Raw genomic sequence first — 24,282 nt, forward strand, 5'->3', positions numbered from 1 at the left:
CTAGCCTGCCGAGTGCGGCGCGGACAAGGGCCGCGCCCGACTTCTCCTCCGGAGGGACGCGATGACAGTCACCCTCGCCGATGTGGCGGCACGCGCACGGGTGTCCCCGGCGACCGTCTCGCGGGTGCTGAACGGCAACTACCCGGTGGCCGCGTCCACCAGGGAGCGGGTGCTGCGCGCGGTCGACGAGCTCGACTACGTCCTCAACGGCCCGGCGAGCGCGCTGGCCGCGGCCGCCTCCGACCTGGTCGGCGTCCTCGTCAACGACATCGCCGACCCCTTCTTCGGGATCATGGCGGGCGCCGTGCAGTCCGCCATCGGCGACGCCGGCTCCGGCCGCGCGGGCGGCGAGAAGCTGGCCGTCGTCTGCAACACGGGCGGCTCGGCCGAACGCGAACTCACCTACCTGACGCTGCTCCAGCGCCAGCGCGCCGCGGCCGTGGTGGTGACCGGCGGCGCCCTGGAGGACCCGCAGCACGTCGCGGCGCTGGCGGCGAAGTTCGCCAAGCTGACGGACGCGGGCACCCGCGTGGTGCTGCTGGGCCGCCCGCCGGTGCCCGGCGACACCGTGACGGCGACCCTCGCCTTCGACAACCGCGGCGGGGCCCGGCGGCTGACGGAGCACCTGCTGTCCCTCGGGCACCGGCGGATCGGCTACGTGGCGGGGCCGGCGGAGCGCACGACGACCCGGCACCGCCTGGAGGGCCACCGCGAGGCGCTGCGCTCCGCCGGACTGCCGGACCAGGATGACGCACTGCTGGTGTACGGGGCGTACACGCGGGCCTCCGGATACGAGGCGACACGTGAACTCCTCGCCCGGGAACCGTCGTTGACGGCGGTCGTCGCGGCGAACGACACGGTGGCGCTGGGCGCGTGCGCGGCACTGCGGGAGGCCGGGCTGCGGATCCCGCAGGACGTCTCGGTGGCCGGTTTCGACGACCTGCCGTTCTCGCTGGACGCGGTGCCGTCCCTGACGACGGTCCGCCTCCCCCTGCACGAGGCGGGCGTACGGGCGGGCCGCCTCGCCATGGGCGCGGACGCCCCGCCCCTGGGCGGCGTCGCCACCGTCCGCGGCGAGCTGACCCTACGCGCCTCGACGGCACCGCCCCGGGACGGGGCGCTCCGCTGAAGGGCGGGACGCTCCGCTGAGGGGCGGGGCGGCCACCGGGCGGCGGCTGCCCTGGGCGGGGCGGCCGCCGGGCGGCGGCTGCCCTGCGCGGGGCGGCGCGGGGCGGGGCGGGGTGCTCGGCGCGGGACTGGGCGACGCGGGGCCGTGGACGCGGCGGCAGGTGCGCGGGGCGCTCCGCTGAAGAGCGCGGCGCGGTGGCCGGGCGGCGGGGGTCGAGGGCGGGGCGCTTCCCCTGAGGTGCTCCACCGCCCGCGCCCGCACCGGGCCCGCACCGGGCTCCCGCCCGTTGGCGCGTACGAGTGGAGTGCCTGCCCCGGCCGGGCTAAGCGGCCCGCGCGCCGGACGCACCGCCGGACGCCCATGGGCTCTCGTGGCCCGTGGAGGGCGGCGTCCCCCGCTCTCCGCACCTCACGAGAAGGGGAACCCCATGAGAGGGAACACCAAGGCGGCCATCGGCCTCGCCACGGGCACGCTCGCGCTCGGTCTGCTCGGCGCCATGACCGCGCCCGCCGTCCAGGCCGCCCCGGCCGGTGGCGACACCACCACCGTCGCGGCGCACCCCAAGCACGACAAGCAGCGCGGCAAGGTGCTCGCCCGCACCCTGAACGTCCGCAAGAAGCCCACCACCCACTCCGACACGGTCGGCCACGTCCACAAGGGCGATGTCGTCAAGCTGAAGTGCAAGGTCAAGGGCCAGAAGATCAAGGGCAACCACATCTGGTACCTGCTCGACAAGCACCACGACAAGCGCCACGGCTGGGTGTCGGCCCGCTACGTGAAGAACCTCGACTACATCCCGTGGTGCCGTCACTGACACCGCATGCCCAGCGCCGGGCGCGGCCTCCCGCGCCCGGCCTGGCGGCCGCGGCCCCGCCGGCGACACCGTCCCGCTCGTGGAGATCACCGAGCGCGCACTGAACCGGGCCGCACCGGACGGCAACTCCTTCTCGGGCTGCCGTCTTTCGGCGTAGCCGACGTGCTGAGCCTGCTGGGACTTCGAGCGCAGCAGCCGCGACCTCGCGCACGCCTGCTACGGCGGGCGGGACGACGCGTGCACCCGCCCCGACCACACCGACCGCGTCGACGTCACCTGAGCGGCACGGCGAGCCCCACGGCCCCGGTCACCGGGGCCGTGCACCGGAAGCGGCAGCAGGAGCGGGAGCGGAAGCGGCGGCAGGCTCCGCAGCCCCTGCGCGACACCGCCGAGCGGCACGCCGCGGGCCGAGACGGCGCTCACCTGGCGGCGGGGAAGGGCCTCCACCGCAGTGACCAGACCGAGCACCCTAGGGTCCGGCACTGACGGCAGTCCCCGGGCAGTCGACCTCCACCCACACCGTCTTGCCCGGCCCCCGTCGCCGCGCCACTCCCCACCGGGACGCCACGGCGTCCACGAGGAGCAGCCCGCGTCCGTGCTCGCCGTCCACCGGCGCGGGCGCCAGCACGGGGCGCCCGTCGTGGGTGTCCGACACCTCGACCCGTACGCGGCCCGCCCCCTGGTCCCGGAGGAGGCGCAGTTCGAAGTCCCTGCCGGGCACGCAGCCGTGCAGCACCACGTTCGCGGCCAGCTCGGCCACGACCAGCAGCACGGCGTCGCTGTGCGGACTGTCGTACGGCACGCCCCAGACGTGCAGCTGGTGCGCGGCGAGCATCCGCGCGAGCTGCGCACCGCGCCGCGTGGAGCTGAAGCGCTGGGCGAACACACTTACGGTGACGGCTTCTTGGGCCCTGATCACTGGCATGCCTGCCAGACTGACGCGCGAATTGCACGCGCTACCAGGCACTCCACTGGTACAGATCGATTTGTACCAGCTCACTCGCTGGACTGGGCGAGTCACGCACCGTAAGGATTTCCCTGTCGGGTGAGGCACACACCGAGCAGCGGAAGCGGGGCGGCGATGGCATTCGACAGCGGCGGGGACAAGGGATCGGCAGAGGAGCTTTCCGAGGGGCTTCAGGTGTATGGCGCAGTCCTCCAGGCGCTACGTCAAGGTGCGGGCCTGACGCAGGAGAGCTTCGCCCCGAAGGTCCGGTACTCAGTGCACTACATCTCCAAGATCGAGCAAGGGAGGCGGTTCCCGCCGCGCGATCTGCCCGAGCGGGTGGAACCGATTCTCGGCTCGGCAGCGGCGGGCGCTCTGAAGGCAGCTGCGAAGAAGCTGAATCGGAAGGCCGGGCTGGCATCGTGGTTCCAGCGCTGGGCCGACATCGAGGAAGAGGCATTGACGCTGTACGCGTACGAATGCCGCCTGGTCCCTGGGTTGCTGCAACCGGAGTCGTACATGCGGGTGGTGCACGACAACTACCTACCTCCGCTGACCGATGAGCAGTTGGAAGTGCGTCTTGCTGCCCGGTTGGAGCGCCAGAGGCTCCTCACGGAACGCGGTAACACCGCGTTCGGGTTCATCATCGAGCAGCACGTCATCGAGCGCGGCCTGGGTGGGTCCGACGTGACCCGATGCCTCATCGACCACCTGTTGTCCTGCGCCGAACTCCGCAACGTGGAGCTACTGATCATGCCAACGCGCCGCCTGGGACACGCAGGGCTCGACGGGCCGCTCTACCTGGCGGAGACACCTGGCCGCGAATGGATCGGCTACGCGGAAAGCCACGACACAAGCTTTCTCTTCAGCGAGCGAAACCAGGTCGGCACGCTGCTTCAGCGCTATGGCAGGATGCGAGGACAGGCCCTTGACTCCGAGTCCTCGATGAGTCTGCTGAAGCACATGCGAGGAGCCCCATGAGCACCCGAGACCTGCACTGGCTGAAGAGCAGCTACAGCGGCGGCGGCGGCGGAAACTGCGTCGAAGTCGCCCACAGCACCGGCTCCGTTCACGTCCGCGACTCGAAGGACACCGGGCGCCCCGCCATCACCGTCTCCCCCACCGCCTGGGCCCGCTTCCTGCGCCGCCCCGGCGGGCCCGCCGTGTGACGCTGCCGCGGTGCCGGGCGGGTCGCGGGGGCGTCCTGCTGCCTGTGCGGCGGTAGCTTCGGGGCATGAGATACGCGTTCTCGACGCTGGGCGTGCCCGGGATGCCGGTGGCCGACGTGGTGCGGCTCGCGGCCGGGGCCGGGTACGACGGGGTGGAGTTGCGGGCGCACCCGGAGGAGCCGGTGCATCCGGGGCTGCTGGGCCGGGAACGGCGGGCGGTGGCCGGGAGGTTCGAGGACGCCGGGGTGCGGATCCTGTGTGTCGCCGGGTACGCGCGGGTGGCGCAGGCCGGGGACGACGAGCCCGTGTACGAGGAGCTGCACCGGCTGCTGTACCTGGCGGCGGACCTCGGGGCGCCGTACGCGAGGGTGTTCCCCGGGGGCGGCGACCAGCCGCGGGCGGCGGCCGACGCGACGGCGGCGCGGCGGTTGGGGGCGGCCGCGGAGGTGGCGGCGGAGATCGGGGTGCGGGTGCTGCTGGAGACGCACGACTCGCACCCGGCGGGCGCGGACGCGGCCCGCGTGGTCGCCGCGGTGGGGCACCCGCACGTGGGGGCCCTCTGGGACGTGATGCACACCTGGCGGGCCGGTGAGGACCCCGCGGAGTCGTACCGGCTGCTGGCCCCGTACCTCGGATACGTGCAGGTCAAGGACATCGCCTCGCGTGAGGACACCGCACCGCTGCCGCTCGGCGCGGGCGTCCTGCCCCTGGGCGACTGCCTCGGGGCCGTTCGGGGCGATCCCGGCGCCTGGGTGTGCTGGGAGTACGAGAAGCGCCGGTATCCCCAGGCGGCGGAGCTCCCCGCGCTGCTGTCCGCCGGACGCACGCACCTGGAGGCGCTCGCCGCGCGGTGAGCGCGGCTCAGGGCGGCCTTGCGGCACCGCGACTTCGCTTACGCACGCCGGGTGCGATAGGAGTTGACTGCTCGTCAGACACTTCACCGCAGCAGGGGGGCGCCAGCGTGTCGTTCGGGGGACAGCAGCCTTACGGCGGGAATCCGTACGGAGGGAGTCCGCACGGCGGCCATCCGTACGCCCAAGGGCCCTACGGTCAGCCGGTGCCGCCGCCGTCGGCGCCGTATCCGCCGCGGGGACCGTACGTCCCCGGTCCGCGGGGCCCGCACCCCGCCCCGTACCAGCGCCCTCCGTACGGGTATCCCGCGCCGTCGCTGTCGGCGCGGTTCCGCGAGGACGACTGGCCGACGCTGCGGGAGCTGACGGGCCGGGTGAGCGGCTGCCTGTGGGTTCCGCTGCTGCTGTGCGTGTGGCCCGCGCTGCTGCTGGTCGCCGGATATCCCCTGGTGCGGTCGGCGCGTGCGCAGGCCCGGCGGGTCTTTCCGGCCGACCGGCGCACCGTCACCGACCCGTCCGTGGCGCGGGCGCAGAAGACCCGCGCCTGGGCGGCCGCGGCGGCGTCCTTCGTGATCCTCGCCGCGTACGGCAGCGGGGAGGACTGGGACCAGGCGTGGCAGCAGTTCACGATGCGGCTGGCGTTCACGCCGTGGCTGCTGCTGCTCAGTACGCCGCTGGTGGTGCTGGTGCTGTTCCGGCTGGCCCCGCCGCACGCCCGTCCGGGCATGCGGCGCGGAGTGGGGCCCGCGGTGCGGTCGGTGCTGTGGTACCTCGGCGCGTTCACGGCGACCCCGCTGCTGGCGTGGGGCTCGGTCCTGCTCGGCCAGGAGCTCCCGGCCGAACCACTGTGGATCCCGGTGCGGTTCCTGCTGATGCTGCCGCCCGTGTGGACGGCGATGTTCGTGGCGTTCGCCTCGGGGCGGGCGGTGCGCAGCGCGTTCAACACGACGGAGGTGCACCCGACGCTGCCCGCCCTGCTGACCGGGGTGCTGGTGTGGGAGTTCGCCGTCATCAACCTGGCCGTCGGCGGCCTCCCCCCGGGCCCGCCGCCGGTGCAGCTCGCCGCGCTCCTCGGCGGCCCGGCGTCGGTGACGGCGGTGGCGTGGTGGGAGGTCGCGCGGCTGCGGAGCCGTTACGGCGTGAGGCTCCGGAGCAGCTGAGCCGCGCCGTCCCGGGAAGCCGGCCCCGACGGCCGGCGGGCCGCGGGCACCCGGTGCGGCCGCGGTGCCCCGGAGCCGCCCCGCCGACGAGCCTGCGGCCACCGTGATGTCCGATTCCCGCCGGCGGGCCGCCGTGGGGCGGCCCAGCATGGGTGCATGACCGCGTACACCGTGCTGCCCGTCGACCCGGCCGCCCTCACGGAGCTGCGTACCGCCGACGACGCGGGCCGCCCCTGCGTCCCGTACCGCGCGACCCGCGACGACGCGGGTTCCCCGCTGCGCTGCTGCCTGCGCCCGATCACGCCCGGCGAGCGGATCGCCCTCGTCTCGTACGCCCCGCTGCGCCGCTGGGCCGCCGCCCGCGGTGCGGATCCGGGGGCCTACGACGAACAGGGGCCCGTCTTCATCCACGCCGACGGCTGCGGGGGGTTCGCGCCCGGTGCGGACTACCCCTTCGCCAGGCCGGGCGCGCTGCGTACCGTGCGCCGCTATGACGCCCGGGGCCGCATCGCGGGGGGCCGCCTCCTGGAGATCCCGGCCGACGCCACGGCCGCCTTCGACGCGGCCTTCGACGACGCGTTCGCCGATCCGGACGTGGTGCTCGTGCACGTCCGCGCGCTGGAGTACGGGTGCTTCCACTTCGCGGTGCGGCGTCCGTCCGCCGAGGACGGGACGCCCGCCCCGTGAGAGGGTGTGCGGATGCTGTTCGACGATCAGGGGTGCGGGATAGGGCTGAAGGTGCTGCGGTACGAGTTCGCCGCGGCCCAGGGCGACGCGTACGACGACAACTGGCTGGTCGTGCGCGGTGAGGTCGTCACGCCCACCGGGCGGTGGGCGTTTACCGAGCCGTGCCTGCTGACGGACGAGGCGCGGCGGCTGTCCGCGTGGCTGCGGGAGGCCGCGGCCGACGGCGGGAGCCCCGCCGTACTGGACTTCGTCGAGCCCACCCTGACGTTCCGTCGCACCGCCTACGGGGTGCGGGTCGGGCTGGCGCACGCCGGTCCCGGACTGCCGGACGCGGTCGACGTGCGGGTGGGGCCGGAGGGGCTGCTGCGTGCGGCGGACGCGTGGGACGCGGAGCTGGCGCCGTTCCCCGCCCGGTGAGGGCCGGCCGGCGTCCCCGCCGGTCGGTGTGCGGGCGGGCGGCGGGGGCGCGGCCGGTCAGTGGACCGAGAAGCCGCCGTCCACGTGGATCGACTGGCCGGTGACGTACGCGGCGGCGCGGCTCGCGAGGAACACGGCGGCGCCCGCGAAGTCCTCCGGCTGTCCGTTGCGGCCCACGAAGGTGCGGGCGGCGAGGGCGGCGACCTTGTCCGGGTCGGAGGACAGGTGGGCGTTCAGCGCCGTCATGACGAAGCCGGGCACCAGCGTGTTGCAGGTGACGCCGTGCGGGGACCACGCCTCCGCCTGGGAGCGGGCCAGTGCCTCCAGCCCGCCCTTCGACACGCCGTACGCGCCGCTTTGGACGAAGGCGCGGTGGGCCTGCTGCGAGCTGACGTGCATGATCCGGCCGAAGCCGCGTTCGGCCATGCCGGGGCCGAAGCGCTGACCGAGGAGGAACGGTGCCTCCAGGTTCACGGCCATGGTGGTGTCCCAGACGTCCTCGCCGAGGTCGCTGAGGTGCGGGCGGAGGTTGACACCAGCGGAGTTGACGAGGATGTCCGGCTCGCCGTACACCGCGGCCGCCTCCTCCGCGGCCGCCCGCACCCCGTCGCGGGTGCCGAGGTCGGCGCTCACCCAGGCGGCCCGGCATCCCCGGGCCTCCAGGGCCTCGACGGTGGCGGCGAGTTCGGCCTTCCGCCGGGCGATCACGACGAGGCGGGCCCCGGCCTGGGCGAGGGCCTCGGCGATGGCCCGGCCGATGCCGGTGCTGCCGCCGGTGACGACGGCGACGCGGCCGTCCAGCGAGAAGAGGTCGGAGAGGTACGTGTCCGTGGCCATGGCCGCAGCCTCTCATGGGCCGCAGGGGCCCCGGCCGACGGCCCGCACTCCCGCCTCCGCCCACCCGGCCCGCGCTCCCCGGGCCCTGCACCGCCCTGCCCGGCGCCGACCTTGCCCCGCACCGGCTGGCGCCCCGGCCCCGCGCCGCCGCCGATCCGTCCGGAACGGCCCGCCGCCGGACGCCTCCGGCCGCCGCCGCAGCGCCGCGCCCACCACACACCGCCACCGGCCCGCAGCCCGCCCGCCGTGTCGGCCTGTCCCGACCGGCCCGCCGCCGGGTGTCCCCGGCCGCTCGCCACCCGCTCGCCGCCCGCTCGCCACCGCCCCGGTCGGCCCGCGCCCGCGCCCGCAACGTCCCGACCGGCCCGCCCCGTCCCGCCCAGGACGGCGGCGGGCTCCCGCGCCGCAGCCCGCAGCCCGCCGCCCGGCCCGCCGCCGCCCCGCCCGCGGGCCAAGGCCGCTGCCGCCCCGCCCTTGGACCAAGGACCGCGACCCGCCGCGCGACCCGCCCCCGGACCGAGGCCGCCGCCCCGCTCGCCGCCGCCCGCCGCGCGGGTCCGGCTGCGGGCCGTCTGCGCGCTTCCTTGCGCTGGTCACGGCTTTCCCCTAAGCGTGGCCTGTTGGTCGTTATGCCACGGAATGTCCGTTGCATACGGGCCGGAAGGAGCACCCCTTGTCCGTGCAGGAACGCGCCACCCCCTCCCGACGCACCGTCCTCGCCGGTGCCGCCGCCACCGCCGCCGCCCTCGCCGCCGCGCCCCCGCCGGGGGCCCGCGCCGCCGGGGCCGCCCGCACCGCCGGGGGTGCCGAGACGCGGGCGGCGCGGCTCCTGGCCCGCATGAGCCTGGAGGAGAAGGTCGGCCAGCTCTTCGTCACCCGGGCGTACGGGCACTCCGCCACCGACCCGGACCCGGAGGACGCCGCGGCGAACCTGCGGGAGCTCGGGGTGCGCACCGCCGCCGAACTCGTCGGGCGGTACCACGTCGGCGGCGTCATCTACTTCCGGTGGGCGCACAACACCCGCGACCCGCACCAGATCGCCGACCTGTCCGACGGGTTGCAGCGCGCGGCGCTCGCGCAGCGCGTCCCCGTCCCGCTGCTCGTGTCCACCGACCAGGAGCACGGCGCCGTCGCCCGGATCGGGGCGCCCGCCACCCTGCTGCCCGGCGCCATGGCGCTGGGCGCCGCGGGCTCCCCGGACCTGGCCCGGCAGGCCGCGCGGATCGCCGGGACGGAGCTGGCCGCGCTCGGTGTCCGGCAGAACTACGCGCCGGTCGCGGACGTGAACGTCGACCCGGCCAACCCGGTCATCGGGGTCCGCTCCTTCGGCGCCGACCCGCGGGCCGCGGCCCGCCTGGTCGCCGCGCAGGTGCGGGGCCTCCAGGACGCCGGGGTCGCCGCGACCGCCAAGCACTTCCCCGGCCACGGCGACACCACCGCCGACAGCCACACCCACCTGCCGTCCATCGGCCACACCCGCGAGGAGTGGGGCCTCCTCGACGAGCCGCCGTTCCGGGCCGCCGTCGCCGCCGGGGCGGACGCCGTGATGACGGCGCACATCGTCGTACCGGCACTGGACCCCAGCGGGGACCCGGCGACGCTGTCCCGGCCGATCATCACCGGGCTGCTGCGGGAACGGCTCGGCTACGACGGGGTGGTGGTGACCGACTCGCTGCGCATGGAGGGCGTCCGCACCCGGTACGGCGACGACCGGGTGCCCGTGCTCGCCCTGAAGGCGGGCTGCGACCAGCTCCTCAACCCGCCGGACCTGGAGCTGGCGTGGACGGCCGTGCGGGACGCCGTGCGGAGCGGGGAGCTCGCCCGGGAGCGGCTGGACGCGTCGGTGCTGCGCATCCTGCGGCTCAAGGAGAAGCTGGGGCTGCCGCGGCAGCCGTACACCGTCCGCGCGGACGTGGACCGGTTCGTCGGCAGCCCGGCCCACCGGGAGGCCGCCGAGCGGATCGCGGACGCGACGACGACGCTGCTGCAGAACACCGGCGGCCTGCTGCCGCTCCACCGCCGCACCCACCGGGATGTGCTGGTCGTCGGCGCCGACCCGGCATCCCCTTCCGGTACCGGGGGCCCGGCCACGGCGGTGCTCGCCGCGGCCCTCACCGAGCTGGGGTTCGCGGCGTCCGCGCTGGCGACGGGCCTCACGCCCGGCCCGCAGCGGATCGAGGAGGCGGTGGCCGCGGCCGCGGGCCGGGACGCGGTCGTCGTCTGCACGTACAACGTCAGGGCCGGGGACGCCCAGTGCGCCCTGGTGGCCCGGCTGGCCGCCACCGGCGTCCCGGTCGTGGCGGTGGCGCTGCGCGACCCGTACGACGCGGCCCGGCTCACCGGCCAGCGCGCGGTCCTCGCCACGTACACGTGGACCGACGGGGAGCTGCGGGCCGCCGCCCGGGTCGTCGCGGGCCGGACGCCGCCGCGGGGCCGGCTCCCCGTGCCCGTCCACCGCGCCGACGCGCCGGACCGGGTGCTGTACCCGATCGGGCACGGGCTGGCGTACTGATCCGCCCCGGCGCCGCTGCCGCCCCGGGGGCCAGTCGCCCCGTCAGCCCGTCAGCCCGTCAGCCATCAGGCGTCACCCGTCACCCGTCACCCGTCACCCGTCAGCCGTCAGCCGTCAGCCGTCAGCCGTCAGCCGTCAGCCGTCAGCCGTCAGCCGTCAGCCGTCAGCCGTCAGCACAGGATCCAGCCGGTGGCGGTCTTCTTCCCCGCGATGGAGGCGGAGGCGCGGACGCAGCGGTTCAGGGCGTGCACGGTGACCGGTCCTGCCTGGTGGGTGAAGCGGCCCTTGTCGGTGACGGCCCTGCCGCCGCGCGGCTGGAGCGTCACCGACATGCTGCGGCGGACGCCCGGCTTCGCGGCGACGGTGACGGCGCAGGCGTACTGGCGGGACTTGTAGACGCGCAGCTCCCCGCCGGCGAACCGGGCCGTCTTGGCGAGCCGCCCCGAGCAGCCGGCGAGAGCGGCGGCGTCGGCGGTCACCGCGCCCGGACCGGTGAGGGCCAGCCCGGCCGCGACCAGGACCGCAAGTGTCCGTGCGGCCGCGCGTATGCCGGTGTGCCCTGCCCCAGCGCCCATTGCGTGCTCCCTCGCCTCATGCGTCCCCGTCCACGGTCCGTACCTGCGTACGACGCGGACGGCGTGCGGAGGGTTGCCTTCCGCGAAGCCGCGCCGAGGAAGGGGCCGGGGGCGCGGGGGCGGCGCCGGGGGCTTGCGGCCCGGACCCCCGCCCCGGCAGCGCCCCGCTCCGGTGCTCAGGCCACCCGTTCCGCCTCGTCCTCCCCTATGAACGTGCGCCACAGCTCGGCGTACCGGCCGCCGCGGGCGAGGAGCTCCTCGTGGGTGCCGTCCTCCGCGACCCGGCCGTGGTCCATCACGACGACGCGGTCCGCGCGGGCGGCCGTGGTCAGCCGGTGGGCGACGACCAGTGTCGTGCGGCGCCCGGCCAGCCGCTCGGTGGCCCGGGTGACCTGCGCCTCCGTCGCGAGGTCGAGGGCCGCGGTCGCCTCGTCGAGCAGCAGGACGTCCGGGTCGACGAGTTCGGCGCGGGCCAGGGCGATCAGCTGCCGCTGGCCCGCCGACAGGTTCCGGCCCCGCTCGGCGACCTCGTGGAGGTACCCGCCGTCGAGGGTGGCGATCATGTCGTGGGCGCCGACCGCGCGGGCCGCGGCCTCCACCTCGGCGTCGGTGGCGTCCGGCCGCCCGTACGCGATGGCGTCCCGGACCGTGCCGGGGAAGAGGTACGCCTCCTGCGGGACCACACCGAGGCGGTGCCGGTACGCGGTGAGGTCCAGCTCCCGCAGGTCGGTGCCGTCCGCGGTGACCCGCCCCTCGGTGGGGTCGTAGAACCGGGCGACCAGCTTGACGAGGGTCGACTTCCCGGCGCCGGTCTCGCCGACGAAGGCCACGGTCTGCCCGGCGGGGATCCGCAGGTCCACGCCGCTCAGCGCCGGTTCCTCGTCCCCGTACGAGAAGGAGACGCCCTCGAAGCGGATCTCCCCCTTCAGCGACGGCACGGGCCGCGGGTCGGCCGCCGGCGCGGTGGACGTGGGCTCCCGCAGCAGCTCCTGGATGCGGCCGAGCGACACCGCGGCCTGCTGGTAGCCGTCGAAGACCTGCGAGAGCTGCTGCACGGGCGCGAAGAACAGGTCGATGTAGAGGAGGTACGCGACGAGCGCGCCCGCCGTCAGCGTCCCCGCCTCGATCCGGCCCGCGCCCACCACCAGCACCGCGGCGGCGGCCAGCGAGGACAGCAGCTGCACGAACGGGAAGTACACGGAGATGAGCCACTGGCCGCGCACCCGCGCCGCCCGGTAGGCGAGGCTCCGCTCGGTGAACCGCGCGGCGCCCGACCGCTCGCGGCGGAACGCCTGCACGATCCGCAGGCCCGCCACGGACTCCTGGAGGTCGGCGTTGACGACGCTGATCCGCTCCCGCGCCAGCTCGTACGCCTTGACGCTGGCCCGCCGGAAGAACACCGTGCCGACGATCAGCACGGGCAGGGTCGCGAACACGACCAGGGCGAGCTGCACGTCGATGACGACCAGCGCGACCATGATCCCGAAGAAGGTCACCACCGACACGAAGGCGGTGACCAGGCCCGTCTGGAGGAACGTCGACAGGGCGTCGACGTCCGTCGTCATCCGGGTCATGATGCGCCCGGTCAGCTCCCGCTCGTAGTAGTCGAGCCCGAGCCGCTGGAGCTGCGCGAAGATCTTCAGCCGCAGCGCGTACAGCACCCGCTCACCGGTCCGCCCGGTCATCCGGGTCTCCCCGACCTGCGCGGCCCACTGGACGGCCACGGTCAGCAGCGCCAGCGCGGACGCGGCCCACACCGCGCCGAGGGCGAGCTGCGTGACGCCCTCGTCGATGCCGTGCCGGATCAGCACGGGCACCATCAGCCCGGCGCCCGCGTCGACGGCGACGAGCAGCAGGCTGAGCAGCAGCGGCACACCGAAGCCGCGCAGCAGCCTCCGCAGCCCGTACGACTCCTCGGGCCGCACGGCCCGCGCCTCGTCGACGTCGGGGGTGCCGTCGGCCGGGGGCAGCGCCGCGACCTTGGCGAGCAGGTCCGCGGTGGCGCCCGTGTCGGCGTCCGCGCGCTCCGCGCCCTCCGTCCCGGCGCGGTCCCACAGGTGCGGGGTGATGCCGCGCTCCGCGTCGAACTCGGCGTCGAGCTCGTCCCGCACGGTGCGGTCGCCGTCCTCTGCGGCACCGGTCCGCGGCGTGTGGCCCGGCGACACCCCGCCCAGTCCCTCCGGGTCGGTCAGCAGCCGCCGGTAGAGCGCGCAGCGCGCCTGGAGCTCCTCGTGGGTGCCGACGTCGGCCAGCCGCCCCCGGTCGAGGACGGCGATGCGGTCCGCGAGGCCGAGGGTGGACCGCCGGTGCGCGATCAGCAGTGTGGTGCGCCCGGCCATCACGGACCGCAGCGCCTCGTGGATCTCGTGCTCGACGCGGGCGTCCACCGCGGAGGTGGCGTCGTCGAGGAGCAGCAGCCGCGGGTCGGTGAGGAGGGCGCGGGCCAGCGCGATGCGCTGGCGCTGACCGCCGGAGAGGGTCAGGCCGTGCTCGCCGACGGTGGTGGCGTAGCCGTCGGGCAGTTCGGCGATGAAGCGGTCGGCCTGCGCGGCGCGGGCGGCGGCGGCGACCTCCTCGTCGGTGGCGTCGGGGCGCCCGTAGGCGATGTTGGCGCGGACGGTGTCGGAGAACAGGAAGGAGTCCTCCGGTACGAGGCCGATCGCGGCCCGCAGCGACTCCTGGGTCAGCTCCCGCACGTCGTGCCCGCCGACGCGGACGGCGCCGCCGGTCACGTCGTAGAACCGCGGCAGCAGCAGCGAGACCGTGGACTTGCCGCTGCCGGAGGCGCCCACGACGGCGACGGTCTCGCCGGGTTCGATGGTGAGGGAGAAGCCGTCCAGGACCGGCTTCGTGGCGCCCGCGTAGCCGAACGACACGTCGTCGAACTCGACGCGGGCGGGCGCGTCGGCCGGCAGCGCGCGGGTGCCGTCCTCGATGGCCGGGCGCGTGTCGATCAGCTCCATGACGCGCTCGGCGCCCGCTCGGGCCTGCTGGCCGACGGTGAGGACCATGGCGAGCATGCGGACGGGGCCGACGAGCTGCGCGAGGTACGTGGAGAACGCGACGAAGGTGCCGAGGGTGATCTCGCCGCGGGTGGCCAGCCAGCCGCCGATCGCCAGCATGGCGACCTGCCCGAGGGCGGGCACCGCCTGGAGGGCCGGGGTGTAGCGGGAGTTCAGCCGGACGGTCCGCAGCCGCCCGGCGAACAGCTTGCGGCCGGCGTCCCTGAGCTTGCCGGTCTCCTGATCCTCCTGCCCGAACCCCTTGACGACCCGCACACCGGTGACGGCGCCGTCGACGACGCCCGCGACCTGGGCGGCCTGCGTCTGCGCGTACCAGGTGGCGGGGTGGAGCCGGGTGCGGCTGCGCCGGGCGATCGCCCAGAGCGCGGGCGCGACGGCGAGCACGACGAGGGTGAGCGGCGGGGACAGCCAGGCCATGATGCCGAGCGAGATGACGAACAGCAGGACGTTCCCGATGGTCATCGGGAGCATGAACAGCAGGCCCTGGATGAGCTGGAGGTCGCTGGTGGCCCGGCCGACGACCTGGCCGGTGGACAGCTCGTCCTGCCGCCGCCCGTCGAGCCGGGCGATCGACCCGTACATCTCGGTCCGCAGGTCGTGCTGCACGTCGAGCGCGAGGCGCCCGCCGTAGTAGCGCCGGATGTACGTCAGCACGTACACGGCGAGGGCGGAGCCGACGAGCAGCCCGATCCACAGGGTCAGCGAGCCGTCGGCCTCCCCGATCACGTCGTCGATGACGACCTTGGTGATGAGCGGCACGACGGCCATGAGGGCCATTCCGCCGAGCGACGAGCCGAGGGCCAGCCACACGTCGACCGGGTGCCTCCGGCAGTACTCCCACAGCCGCCGCGCCCACCCTCGCGCAGGTGTCCGCCCTTGCTCCCCCACCGCCGACGCCACGTCGCCCGACCTCCCGTTTCCGCTGCTCTACCGGAAGGCCCAACAGGCCGGGTCCGGGTTTTCATCCCGGACGGGCCCGTTCGTGTGCGGGTCCCTCCCAAGGGCGGAGGCGGCTCGGTCTCCCGGCCTAGGGCCGGGGGTGGCGGGGGGCTGCGGCCGGGCGGCCGCCGAGTCCTGCCGTCCGTTCCGGTGCGGTCTCCGCCTGAGGGCGGGGTCGCGGAGTGATCGGCTTCAGGTCGAGCGGCGCCGCCGCCGGTTCCGGCCGGGGTGCGGCACAGGTGCCGGGACCGGGCCGGTGCCCCCGGGGCGGCCGGCTCGCGGGGAGGCGCTACGCCGCGGGCGGCCCGGGCGGACTCGACCGGAGGGCGCCCGGCACCCGCGCCGCGCCGCCCTTCAGCGCCGCGCCCGGCACCGGGACGCCCTGGTCCGGCGCTTCGGCTTCTGCCGTCCCGGGGTGGCGCTCATCGTGCATCCGTCCAGCCGGACGAACGGCCGCCGGCCGGCGGCAGGGACGTTCGCCGCAGACGGCAGCCGCTCGCCGCTTCTCCCGGTCTCAGGCAGCGCCACCCGCCGCGACCGGTCGCGGGCCGTCCGACTCCGCCCCGCGGGCGTTTCCGCGGGCGTTTCCGCGGTCGCGGAGGCGTGCCCGGAAGGTGACGCCCAGCAGGACGGTGAGCACCGCGATCGGCAGCGCCTCGACGGGCCCCAGCTCCGGCACCGCCACCCCGGCGGCGTTGACGAGGACGAACGCGGCCGCGGCGAGGCCCATGGCCCGCTGGAGGCGGGTGGCGGAGGGCAGTGCCAGACCGAGGAACGCCACGGCGAACATCGCGGCGGCGGTCTTCAGGGCCGCCACCGTGTAGAGCGCCGTCAGCGGCGGGGCCTGCACCACCGCTCCCAGCTCCGACTGCGCCGCGTAGCCCGCGAGCAGCGCGTTCTCGACGGCGTCCAGGGCGCCCGCGACCAGGATGCCGCCGAGGCTGAGCCCGCCCAGCAGCCGGGAGCGGGCCAGCCCGTACGCGCCGGTGAACATGGCCGTGTACCCGAGGACGAAGAGGCAGTCGAAGGCCATCCACAGCAGCATCGCGCCGGGCTCGGTCGCGATCGGCCGGAGGAAGTCGGCCGCGGGCAGCGGCAGGTCCGTGGGCTGGAGGTGCACGCCCGGATGGGTGGCGGCCAGCACCTGGAACGCGACGGCGCAGGCGAGCGTGACCCCGGCGCCCAGGAGCCCGGCACGGTCGTACAGGCGGGTGTCGGAAGCGGTCACCGGAGCGCCCCCGCGGGGCGGCGCCGAACGCGGCGCGCTGGGCACCGCCGGCGGCGGCTTCGAACGCGGCGCGCTCCGGCCGGTCGGCGGCGACGACGGGCACTGGGGGCGCCGGACGGTCGGCGGTGGCGCCCGGCTCCGGGAGCGCCGGACGGTCGGCGGCGCGCTCGGGCAGCTCCGCGCGGTCGGCTCGCTCCCCCAGGCGACGACGGGGCCATGCGCGAGGTCCGGCGCCCCTCGGGTGCCGGCACCGGGCTCCAAGGCCGGAGGCTCCGGTTCGTCGGTGAGGAGGCGGGTCACGTCGTCGCCGTGGACGCCCATCCGGGCGACGGCCGACTGCAGCCGGTCGCGCAGGGCGACCATCTGCCCGATCTGCGCGTCGACCTCGTCGATCCGCTGCCGCAGCACCCGGACGGCCGTGCCGACGGGGCAGTCGTCGTGGTGCTCGCAGGCGTCGAGGAGCTCCTTGATCTCCTCCAGGCGCAGCCCCAGCCGCTGGCCGACCTGGATGAAGGTGAGCCGTTCCCGGGTCGCGGCGGGGTAGCGGCGGTGGTCGCCGGAGGTGCGCTCGGGGGCGGGCAGCAGCCCCCTGCGCTCGTAGTAGCGGAGGGTGTCGACCGAGAGGCCGGCGGACCGGGCCAGGGCCCCAATGGTCAACCGGGGGGATTCGATCATCGTCGAAGCGGACATACGGCGAGGTTAGGACCTGGAGCCGACTCCAGGTTCAAGGCCGGGTGACGTGACCTGCGCCACAGAGCCCCCTCCGTACGCGCCCACCGCTCCGCGCCCGACGGGGCCACCGGGCCGCCCTCCCGCGCACCGGAGCACCCACGCCCCTGCACCCCTGCACCCCTGTGCACCCGCAGGCGGGGCCGCCCCCCGGTCGCGCGCGTCCCCGACCCGGCCCGGCCCCGCAGCCACACCCACACACCCGCGCACCCGTACACCCGCGCACCCGCCGCACCCGCCCACCCGCGCACCCACACCCACACCCACACCCACACGGCCCTTCAAGACCCCCGCCACGCGTAGAAATCCGGCCAATTGGGCACGTCCATGACAACGACACCGGATTGACGTGTCTCGTTCACACGACAGTGACCGATGCTGTGCCACCCTCCCCTTGCCGCACTCGTCAACTCGCGTAGAACGACCCCACCGTTCCCGCGTTCCTCCGCCATGGAAGGGGCTCCCCCATGCCCTCAGCGCTGCCCTCCGGCCGAGCCGCCCGCCGCTGGAGACTGCCGCTCCTCGCCGCCGCCGTCCTGCTCGCAGGGGGCGCGGTTCCGGCCGCCGCCGCGGACACCGCGCCCGCCGCCACCGCCTCGGCCTCCTCGTACGACGACACGTACTACGACGGCACCGCGGGCAAGTCGGGTACGGCGCTCAAGAGCACGCTGCACCACATCATCAGCGACCACAGCAAGCTCTCGTACTCGGCCGTGTGGAACGCCCTCAAGGCGACGGACCAGGACCCGGCCAACCCGAACAACGTGATACTGCTCTACAGCGGCAAGTCCCGCAGCAAGACCCTCAACGGCGGCGACCTCGGCGACTGGAACCGGGAGCACGTCTGGGCCAAGTCCCACGGCGACTTCGGCACCAGCACCGGCCCCGGCACCGACCTGCACCACCTGCGGCCCGCCGACGTCCAGGTCAACAGCATCCGGGGCAACAAGGACTTCGACTGGGGCGGCAGCGCCGTCAGCGGCGCTCCCGGCAACTACACCGACGCCGACTCCTTCGAACCGCGCGACGCCGTCAAGGGCGACGTCGCCCGCATGATCCTCTACATGGCCGTGCGGTACGAGGGCGACGACTACTGGCCCGACCTGGAGCCCAACAACTCCGTCAGCAACGGCAGCGCCCCCTACCACGGCCGGCTCTCCGTGCTGAAGCAGTGGAACGAGCTGGACCCGCCGGACGCGTTCGAGAAGCGGCGCAACGAGGTCATCTACCAGAGCTACCAGGGCAACCGGAACCCGTTCATCGACCACCCGGAGTGGGTCGAGGCGATCTGGTAGCCCGTCAGCGGTCCGCCAGGTGCGTGGGGGCGAACATGCGCGGCCTCGCCCCCAGCACCACCACCGACGGGCCCTTCGACGACAGGGCCCGCGCGAGGTCCTCGCGGAGGGCCTCCGGGGTGGTGCGGGTGGCGGGCACGCCGAACGACTCCGCCAGCGCCGCGAAGTCGGGGCCCGCCAGCTCCGTGCCCATCGGCTCGCCGTACTCCTCCGTCATGTAGGCGCGCAGGATGCCGTAGCCGCCGTCGTCCACGATGAGCCAGGTCACGGGCAGGTCGTGCTGCCGGGCCGTCGCCAGCTCCGCGATCGAGTACAGGGCTCCGCCGTCACCGGACACGGCCAGCACCGGCCGGGTGCGGTCCGCGACGGCCGCGCCGAGCGCCGCCGGGTAGGCGTAGCCGAGGCCCCCCGCGCCCTGCGCGGAGTGCATGGCGCCCGGCCGTCGGGCGTCGAACGCCGACCAGGCCCAGTAGCCCAGGACCGTCATGTCCCAGAAGCTGGGCGACGCGCTCGGCAGTGCCTGCCGGATGGCGGCCAGCAGCCCCTGCTCCAGGGTGAGCTGCTGGGAGTCGAGGCGGGAGCGGACCGCGGCCAGGACCTCCCGCACGCGGTCCCGCGCCGACGCGTCGGAGCGCTCGCCGACGGTCTCCAGCAGCGCCGACAGCGCCAGGCGGGCGTCGGCGTGGATGCCGAGCGCCGGGTGGTTGGACTCCAGCTTGCCGAGGTCCGCCTCGATCTGGATCACCCGGCCGCGCGGGCGGAACGTGTGGTAGTTCGACGACAGCTCGCCCAGGCCCGAGCCCACCACCAGCAGGACGTCCGCGTCCTCCAGGAAGTCCGTCATGTGGCGGTCCTCCAGCCAGGACTGGAGGGACAGCGGGTGCTCCCACGGGAACGCGCCCTTGCCGCCGAAGGTGGTCACCACGGGGGCGTCGAGCCGCTCCGCCAGGGCGCGCAGCTTCCCGGACGCGTCGGACCGCACGACGCCGCCTCCGGCGATGACCGCCGGGCGCTCGGCCGTCGTCAGCAGGTGCGCCGCCAGCGCCGTCAGCTCCGGGCGCGGCGGCAGGTCCGGCGGGGTCGCGTCCGGCGCCGTGACGACCGGCAGCGAGGTCGGGGCGGCCAGGACGTCCTGGGGGATCTCGACGAACACGGGCCCGTGCGGGGGCGTCAGCGCCGACTGCCAGGCCGCCGCGATCGCGGACGGGATCTGGGAGGCCGTGCGCGCGCAGTGGACGGACTTCACGACGTCGCGGAACGACGCCTGCTGGTCCCGCAGTTCGTGCAGGTGGCCGTGGCGGCCCCCGCCGAGGCCGCGCGCCGGGACCTGCGCGCTCACGGCCAGCACCGGCGCGCTGGCCGCGGCGGCCTCCTGGAGGGCGGGCAGGGCGGTCAGCGCGCCGGGCCCGGTGGACAGCAGGAGGGGCGCCGCCTCTCCGGTGACCCGGCCGTACGCGTCGGCGGCGAAGCCCGCGTTGTTCTCCACCCGCAGCCCGACGTATGCGAGGTCGGAGCGGCGCAGCGCGTCGAACATGCCCAGGGCGTGCTGGCCGGGCAGTCCGAAGACGGTCGTCGCGCCGAGGCCGCGGAGGGTCTCCACGACGAGGTCGCCGCCGATGCGGCCGGGGGGCGGGTTCAGCGCGGCGGCCGTCTGCGCGGCGGTGGGGCGCAGGACGAGGTCGTGGTCGTGGGTCATGGTCGGCGGGCCTTCGTGTCGGTGCGGTGACCGGCCGCGCCCGTCCGTGCGGTGCGGCGGTCCTCTGCGGTGGCGCCGGGCCGCGTCTGCGGGGGCTGCGGCCCGGCGCCGTCCTCGCGGAGGTTACTGCGCCGCTCCCTCCGCGTTCCGGGCCGCCGCGATCTGGCGGGACATGATCGTCGTCAGTTCGTAGGCGGTGTGGGAGGCGGCCACCGAGGTGATCTCCGCGTGGTCGTAGGCGGGGGCGACCTCGACGACGTCGGCGGAGACCAGGTTGCAGGACGCCAGGCCGCGCAGGATCTCCAGCAGTTCGCGGGAGGTCATGCCGCCCGCCTCCGGGGTGCCGGTGCCGGGCGCGTGCGCCGGGTCCAGGCAGTCGATGTCGATGGAGATGTAGAGGGGGCGGTCGCCGATGCGCTGGCGGAGCTGGTCGGCGACCTCGTCGGCGCCGCGGCGGTAGACGTCGGCCGACGTGACGATGCCGAAGCCCATCTTCTCGTCGTCCGTCAGGTCCTGCTTGCCGTACAGCGGGCCGCGGGTGCCGACGTGGGACAGCGCGGAGGTGTCGAGGATGCCTTCCTCGACGGCCCGGCGGAACGGGGTGCCGTGGGTGTACTCGGCGCCGAAGTAGGTGTCCCAGGTGTCGAGGTGGGCGTCGAAGTGGAGCAGGGCGACCGGGCCGTGCTTCTTCGCGACGGAGCGGAGCAGCGGCAGGGCGATGGTGTGGTCACCGCCCAGGGTCATCAGGCGGGCGCCGGTGCCGAGCAGGTCGTCGGCGGCGGCCTCGACCGTCTCGACGGCCTCGTTGATGTTGAACGGGTTGACGGCGATGTCGCCGCCGTCCGCGACCTGCGCAAGGGCGAACGGGGAGGCGTCCTGCGCCGGGTTGTAGGGGCGCAGGAGGCGGGACGCCTCGCGGATGGCGTTGCCGCCGAAGCGGGCGCCGGGGCGGTAGGACACGCCGGAGTCGAAGGGCACGCCGATGACGGCGACGTCGGCCGTGCCGACCTCGTCCAGGCGCGGCAGCCGGGCGAACGTCGCGGGGCCTGCGTAGCGCGGGACCCGGGAGGAGTCGATGGGGCCGCGGGGCGTCGTGTCGGTGCCGTGGTTGCTGCTCATGGTGTCGACGGTAGGCGGGCGGAAGCCCGGACAGAAGTGTACGTTTTATCCATCGGTACGAGGTGGAGTGGAGGAATCGTCCATGGCAGCGTCCGGGGCAGGCAGCCGCGGGGCGGCAGGCGGCGTCCCCGCGGACCGCGCGGCCGAGGGCCGCAGGGACAGGGAGCACACGGCGATGGACCGCAGCGCCCGGGACCGGGACCACGAGGGCACCCCCCGCACGGACCGCGCGGCCAGAGGGCAGGGCCGGGGCCATCCGGACAGCGGCCGGCCCGCCGGCGGCCGCGAGGACAGGCACCAGCCCGCCGGCGGCCGCGAGGACGGGCACCAGACCGTCGGGGGCCGCGACGGCGGGGGCCCCGGGGTGCGGGGCGCCGCGCCGCCGGGCGCGCGGCGCAGCCGCCCGTGCCGTTCGCGCCGCCGGTGCGGCTGGCCGACCTGCTGGCGAGCGAGGGCCTCGGGATGCGGCTGGTGGCGGGCGGGCCCGGGGCGGACCTGCACGGGGTGCACACCTCCGAGATGGCCGACCCCTTCCCCTACCTGCTGGGCGGTGAGCTGCTGCTCACGGCGGGGGTGCCGTTCCAGCTCGGGCAGACCGGTCCCGAGCGGTTCGTGGCACGGGTCGCGGAGGCGGGCGCCGCGGCGCTGGGCTTCGGGGTGACGCCGGTGTACGACACGGTGCCGGACGCGCTGGTCGCGGCCTGCCGGCGGCACGGGCTGCCGCTGGTGGAGGTGGAGCCGGGCACGCCGTTCGCGGCCGTGGCGCGGGCGGTGTGGCGGCTCATGACGGAGGCCCGCCACCACGAGCTGCGCCGGGTCGCGGACGGCCAGCGGGCCCTGGCCACGGCGGCGGCCCGGCCCGATCCCGTACCGGCGGTGCTGCACGCCCTGGCGGTGCGGCTGGACGGGCGGGCGGTGCTGTACACCCCGGAGGGCGGCGAGTACGCCGCCGACGGGCGGGACCTCATGCCCGAGGAGGACGCGGCACTGGCCCGGCTGGTCCGGCGGGCGGCCGGGGCGGCGCGCCGCCCGTCGTCGGCGGCGGACACCGCGGGCGGGACGCGGCTGGTGGCGTACGGCCTGGGCACGGGGGCCGGCCGGGGGCTGACGCTGGGCCTGGCCATGGCCCGCAGGGACGAGGCGGACCAGCGGCTCGCGGAGACCGCGATGGTGCTGCTGTCGCTGCTGACCGCCCCGCACCAGGGAGCCGACGAGGCGACCCGCTCGGCCGCGCTCGTACGGCTCCTGCTGGGGGCCCGGCCGGAGGAGGCGGCGCCGCTGCTGGGCGAGGCGCCCTGGACGGTGGTGCACGCGCGGGGCGGCGGCCCCGGCGCCCCGCCGCCCGCGCTGGGCAGCCCGCTCGTGGACCCGGCGGCGGACGGGACCGTGCGGGTGCTGCTGCCCGCCGGGCGGGAGCCGGCGCCGTACCCGGGCTGGAGCCTCGGGGCGAGCGCCCCGGCCGCGCCCGGCGACCTGGCGGCGGCGGACGCGCAGGCGGCCCGCGCGCTGCGCCGCGCGGAGGCCGCGCACACGGGCCTGGTGCGGCACCGCGCGGGCGGGCTCGCGGCGCTGGTCGACGAGGAGGAGGCGGCCGCGCACGCCCGCGCCCTCCTCGCGCCGCTCGCACAGGCGCCGGCGCTCCCGGAGACCCTGCGGGCCTGGCTGTCGCTGCACGGCAGCTGGGACCGCACGGCGGCGGCACTGGGGGTGCACCGCAACACGGTGCGGCAGCGGATCGCCCGGTGCGCGGCGCTGCTGGACGCGGACCTGGACGACCCGGAGACCCGGATGGAGCTGTGGTTCGCGCTGCGGTGGGGGTGACGCCGCGGCCCGCTGCGCGGCGGGGGTGCGCCGCGGGGCCGGGGCGCGGTCGCGGCGCGCCGCCGGTTGTGAGCTGAACGACTCTGGACAGCCGAACCGACCGCCGGGTAACTTCGATTGAGCAAGCGCTTAGTCGCTTTATTCGTCGTACCCCGGACCAGAAGGAGAAGGCTCCGTGCGCCGTACCGTATTCAACGAGGACCACGAGGCGTTCCGGGAGACCATCCGCGCCTTCATCGAGTCCGAGGTCGTCCCCGTCTACGACGAGTGGTTCGCCGCCGGGCAGGCGCCGCGCGACTTCTACTACAAGCTGGGCGAGCTGGGCATCTTCGGCATCAACGTGCCGGAGGAGTTCGGCGGCGCGGGCCTCGACACCCACAAGTTCGAGGCCGTGCTGTACGAGGAGACCTCGCGCGCGGGCGTCCAGTTCGGCGGCTCCGGCGTGCACGTGCTGCTGGCCCTCCCGTACATCAAGATGCTCGCCACCGAGGACCAGAAGAAGCGCTACCTGCCGAAGTTCGTCACCGGCGAGGAGATGTGGGCGCTGGCGATGACCGAGCCGGGCACGGGCTCCGACGTCGCCGGCATGAAGACCACCGCCAAGCTCAGCGAGGACGGCACCCACTACGTCCTCAACGGCGCCAAGACCTTCATCACCGGCGGCGTCCACGCGGACCGCGTCATCGTCTGCGCCCGCACCTCGGCCCCCACGGCCGAGGACCGCCGCTTCGGCATCTCGCTCTTCGCCGTCGACACCAAGTCCGAGGGCTACTCGATCGGCCGGAAGCTCGACAAGCTGGGCCTGCGCACCTCCGACACCGCCGAGCTGGCGTTCGTCGACGTGAAGGTCCCGGTCGAGGACCTGCTCGGCGAGGAGGGCAAGGGCTTCTATTACCTCGGCCACAACCTGGCCTCGGAGCGCTGGGGCATCGCCTTCGGCGCGTACGCGCAGGCCAAGGCCGCGGTCCGGTTCGCGCAGCAGTACGTGCAGGAGCGCACCGTCTTCGGCAAGCCGGTGGCGCACTTCCAGAACACCAAGTTCGAGCTGGCCGCCTGCCAGGCCGAGGTGGACGCCGCCGAGGCGGTCGCCGACCGCGCCCTGGAGGCCCTCGACGCCGGTGAGCTGACCCCCGCCGAGGCCGCGTCCGCGAAGCTGTTCTGCACCGAGGTCGCCCACCGCGTCATCGACCGCTGCCTCCAGCTGCACGGCGGCTACGGCTACATGAACGAGTACCCGATCGCCCGCCTGTACGCGGACAACCGCGTGAACCGCATCTACGGCGGCACCAGCGAGATCATGAAGTCGATCATCGCCAAGTCGATGGGCCTGTAAGC

At 75.4% G+C, this 24,282-nt stretch carries 19 protein-coding genes; 12 read left to right on the plus strand and 7 right to left on the minus strand.

From position 1 onward, the window contains the following. Positions 1-61 precede the first annotated feature (61 nt). Entirely contained in the window at positions 62-1,129 is a 1,068-nt protein-coding gene (locus tag L6E17_RS12185) for a LacI family DNA-binding transcriptional regulator (RefSeq protein WP_236240770.1), read from the plus strand. A 427-nt stretch (positions 1,130-1,556) separates the two neighbouring features. Then, positions 1,557-1,943: an SH3 domain-containing protein gene (locus tag L6E17_RS12190; protein WP_236240771.1), complete on the plus strand. Its 387-nt coding sequence runs from the start codon at positions 1,557-1,559 to the stop codon at positions 1,941-1,943. A 469-nt stretch (positions 1,944-2,412) separates the two neighbouring features. Here L6E17_RS12190 and L6E17_RS12195 read toward each other — a convergent pair whose 3' ends face one another. Further along, the gene (locus L6E17_RS12195) at positions 2,413-2,868 is read right to left on the minus strand and encodes an ATP-binding protein (protein WP_236240772.1); all 456 of its coding nucleotides are present in this window, start codon (positions 2,866-2,868) and stop codon (positions 2,413-2,415) included. A 156-nt stretch (positions 2,869-3,024) separates the two neighbouring features. Between L6E17_RS12195 and L6E17_RS12200 the strand changes: the two genes are divergently transcribed. From L6E17_RS12200 to L6E17_RS12225, 6 genes are all read left to right on the plus strand, one after another. Continuing rightward, positions 3,025-3,870, plus strand: coding sequence for a helix-turn-helix transcriptional regulator (locus L6E17_RS12200; protein WP_236240773.1), 846 nt, complete (start codon positions 3,025-3,027; stop codon positions 3,868-3,870). Then, positions 3,867-4,058, plus strand: a complete 192-nt coding sequence (locus L6E17_RS12205; RefSeq protein ID WP_236240774.1) for a DUF397 domain-containing protein — start codon at positions 3,867-3,869, stop codon at positions 4,056-4,058. The genes L6E17_RS12200 and L6E17_RS12205 overlap by 4 nt, the downstream gene beginning before the upstream one ends. 65 nt (positions 4,059-4,123) lie before the next feature. After that, complete coding sequence (locus tag L6E17_RS12210) at positions 4,124-4,912, plus strand: sugar phosphate isomerase/epimerase (protein ID WP_236240775.1); 789 nt, start codon at positions 4,124-4,126, stop codon at positions 4,910-4,912. A gap of 203 nt (positions 4,913-5,115) precedes the next feature. Next, positions 5,116-6,069, plus strand: coding sequence for a hypothetical protein (locus tag L6E17_RS12215; RefSeq protein WP_236240776.1), 954 nt, complete (start codon positions 5,116-5,118; stop codon positions 6,067-6,069). A gap of 156 nt (positions 6,070-6,225) precedes the next feature. Then, positions 6,226-6,756, plus strand: coding sequence for a DUF1203 domain-containing protein (locus tag L6E17_RS12220; RefSeq protein WP_236240777.1), 531 nt, complete (start codon positions 6,226-6,228; stop codon positions 6,754-6,756). A 12-nt stretch (positions 6,757-6,768) separates the two neighbouring features. Then, a complete protein-coding gene (locus L6E17_RS12225) occupies positions 6,769-7,173 on the plus strand; it encodes a hypothetical protein (protein WP_236240778.1) in 405 nt (134 codons plus the stop codon). Between the two features lie 57 nt (positions 7,174-7,230). On the opposite strand, the gene L6E17_RS12230 is transcribed toward L6E17_RS12225, so the two are convergent. Next, positions 7,231-8,010 carry an SDR family NAD(P)-dependent oxidoreductase gene (locus L6E17_RS12230; protein WP_236240779.1) on the minus strand — a complete coding sequence of 260 codons (780 nt, stop codon included), beginning with the start codon at positions 8,008-8,010 and terminating at the stop codon, positions 7,231-7,233. Positions 8,011-8,689: 679 nt separating this feature from the next. Here L6E17_RS12230 and L6E17_RS12235 point away from each other — a divergent pair. Further along, the gene (locus L6E17_RS12235) at positions 8,690-10,522 is read left to right on the plus strand and encodes a glycoside hydrolase family 3 protein (RefSeq protein ID WP_236240899.1); all 1,833 of its coding nucleotides are present in this window, start codon (positions 8,690-8,692) and stop codon (positions 10,520-10,522) included. A 170-nt stretch (positions 10,523-10,692) separates the two neighbouring features. Here L6E17_RS12235 and L6E17_RS12240 read toward each other — a convergent pair whose 3' ends face one another. The 3 genes from L6E17_RS12240 to L6E17_RS12250 form a co-directional block, all read right to left on the minus strand. After that, complete coding sequence (locus L6E17_RS12240) at positions 10,693-11,097, minus strand: hypothetical protein (RefSeq protein WP_236240780.1); 405 nt, start codon at positions 11,095-11,097, stop codon at positions 10,693-10,695. A gap of 176 nt (positions 11,098-11,273) precedes the next feature. Beyond that, positions 11,274-15,020 (minus strand): ABC transporter ATP-binding protein, encoded by a 3,747-nt coding sequence (locus tag L6E17_RS12245; protein ID WP_236240781.1) that lies wholly within the window; start codon positions 15,018-15,020, stop codon positions 11,274-11,276. A 553-nt stretch (positions 15,021-15,573) separates the two neighbouring features. Beyond that, the gene (locus tag L6E17_RS12250) at positions 15,574-16,977 is read right to left on the minus strand and encodes a MerR family transcriptional regulator (RefSeq protein WP_236240782.1); all 1,404 of its coding nucleotides are present in this window, start codon (positions 16,975-16,977) and stop codon (positions 15,574-15,576) included. A 506-nt stretch (positions 16,978-17,483) separates the two neighbouring features. On the opposite strand from L6E17_RS12250, the gene L6E17_RS12255 reads away from it, so the two are divergent. Further along, a complete protein-coding gene (locus L6E17_RS12255; RefSeq protein WP_236240783.1) occupies positions 17,484-18,311 on the plus strand; it encodes an endonuclease I family protein in 828 nt (275 codons plus the stop codon). A gap of 4 nt (positions 18,312-18,315) precedes the next feature. Here L6E17_RS12255 and L6E17_RS12260 read toward each other — a convergent pair whose 3' ends face one another. Next, positions 18,316-20,007, minus strand: coding sequence for a thiamine pyrophosphate-binding protein (locus L6E17_RS12260; protein ID WP_236240784.1), 1,692 nt, complete (start codon positions 20,005-20,007; stop codon positions 18,316-18,318). A 123-nt stretch (positions 20,008-20,130) separates the two neighbouring features. Continuing rightward, a complete protein-coding gene (speB, locus tag L6E17_RS12265) occupies positions 20,131-21,126 on the minus strand; it encodes an agmatinase (protein WP_236240785.1) in 996 nt (331 codons plus the stop codon). 462 nt (positions 21,127-21,588) lie between these two features. On the opposite strand from speB, the gene L6E17_RS12270 reads away from it, so the two are divergent. Both L6E17_RS12270 and L6E17_RS12275 read left to right on the plus strand, forming a co-directional pair. After that, the gene (locus L6E17_RS12270) at positions 21,589-22,947 is read left to right on the plus strand and encodes a PucR family transcriptional regulator (RefSeq protein ID WP_236240900.1); all 1,359 of its coding nucleotides are present in this window, start codon (positions 21,589-21,591) and stop codon (positions 22,945-22,947) included. A gap of 175 nt (positions 22,948-23,122) precedes the next feature. After that, entirely contained in the window at positions 23,123-24,280 is a 1,158-nt protein-coding gene (locus tag L6E17_RS12275) for an acyl-CoA dehydrogenase family protein (protein ID WP_236240786.1), read from the plus strand. Positions 24,281-24,282 lie beyond the last annotated feature (2 nt).

Source organism: Streptomyces sp. CC228A (genome assembly GCF_021390935.1).
Lineage (GTDB): Bacteria > Actinomycetota > Actinomycetes > Streptomycetales > Streptomycetaceae > Streptomyces.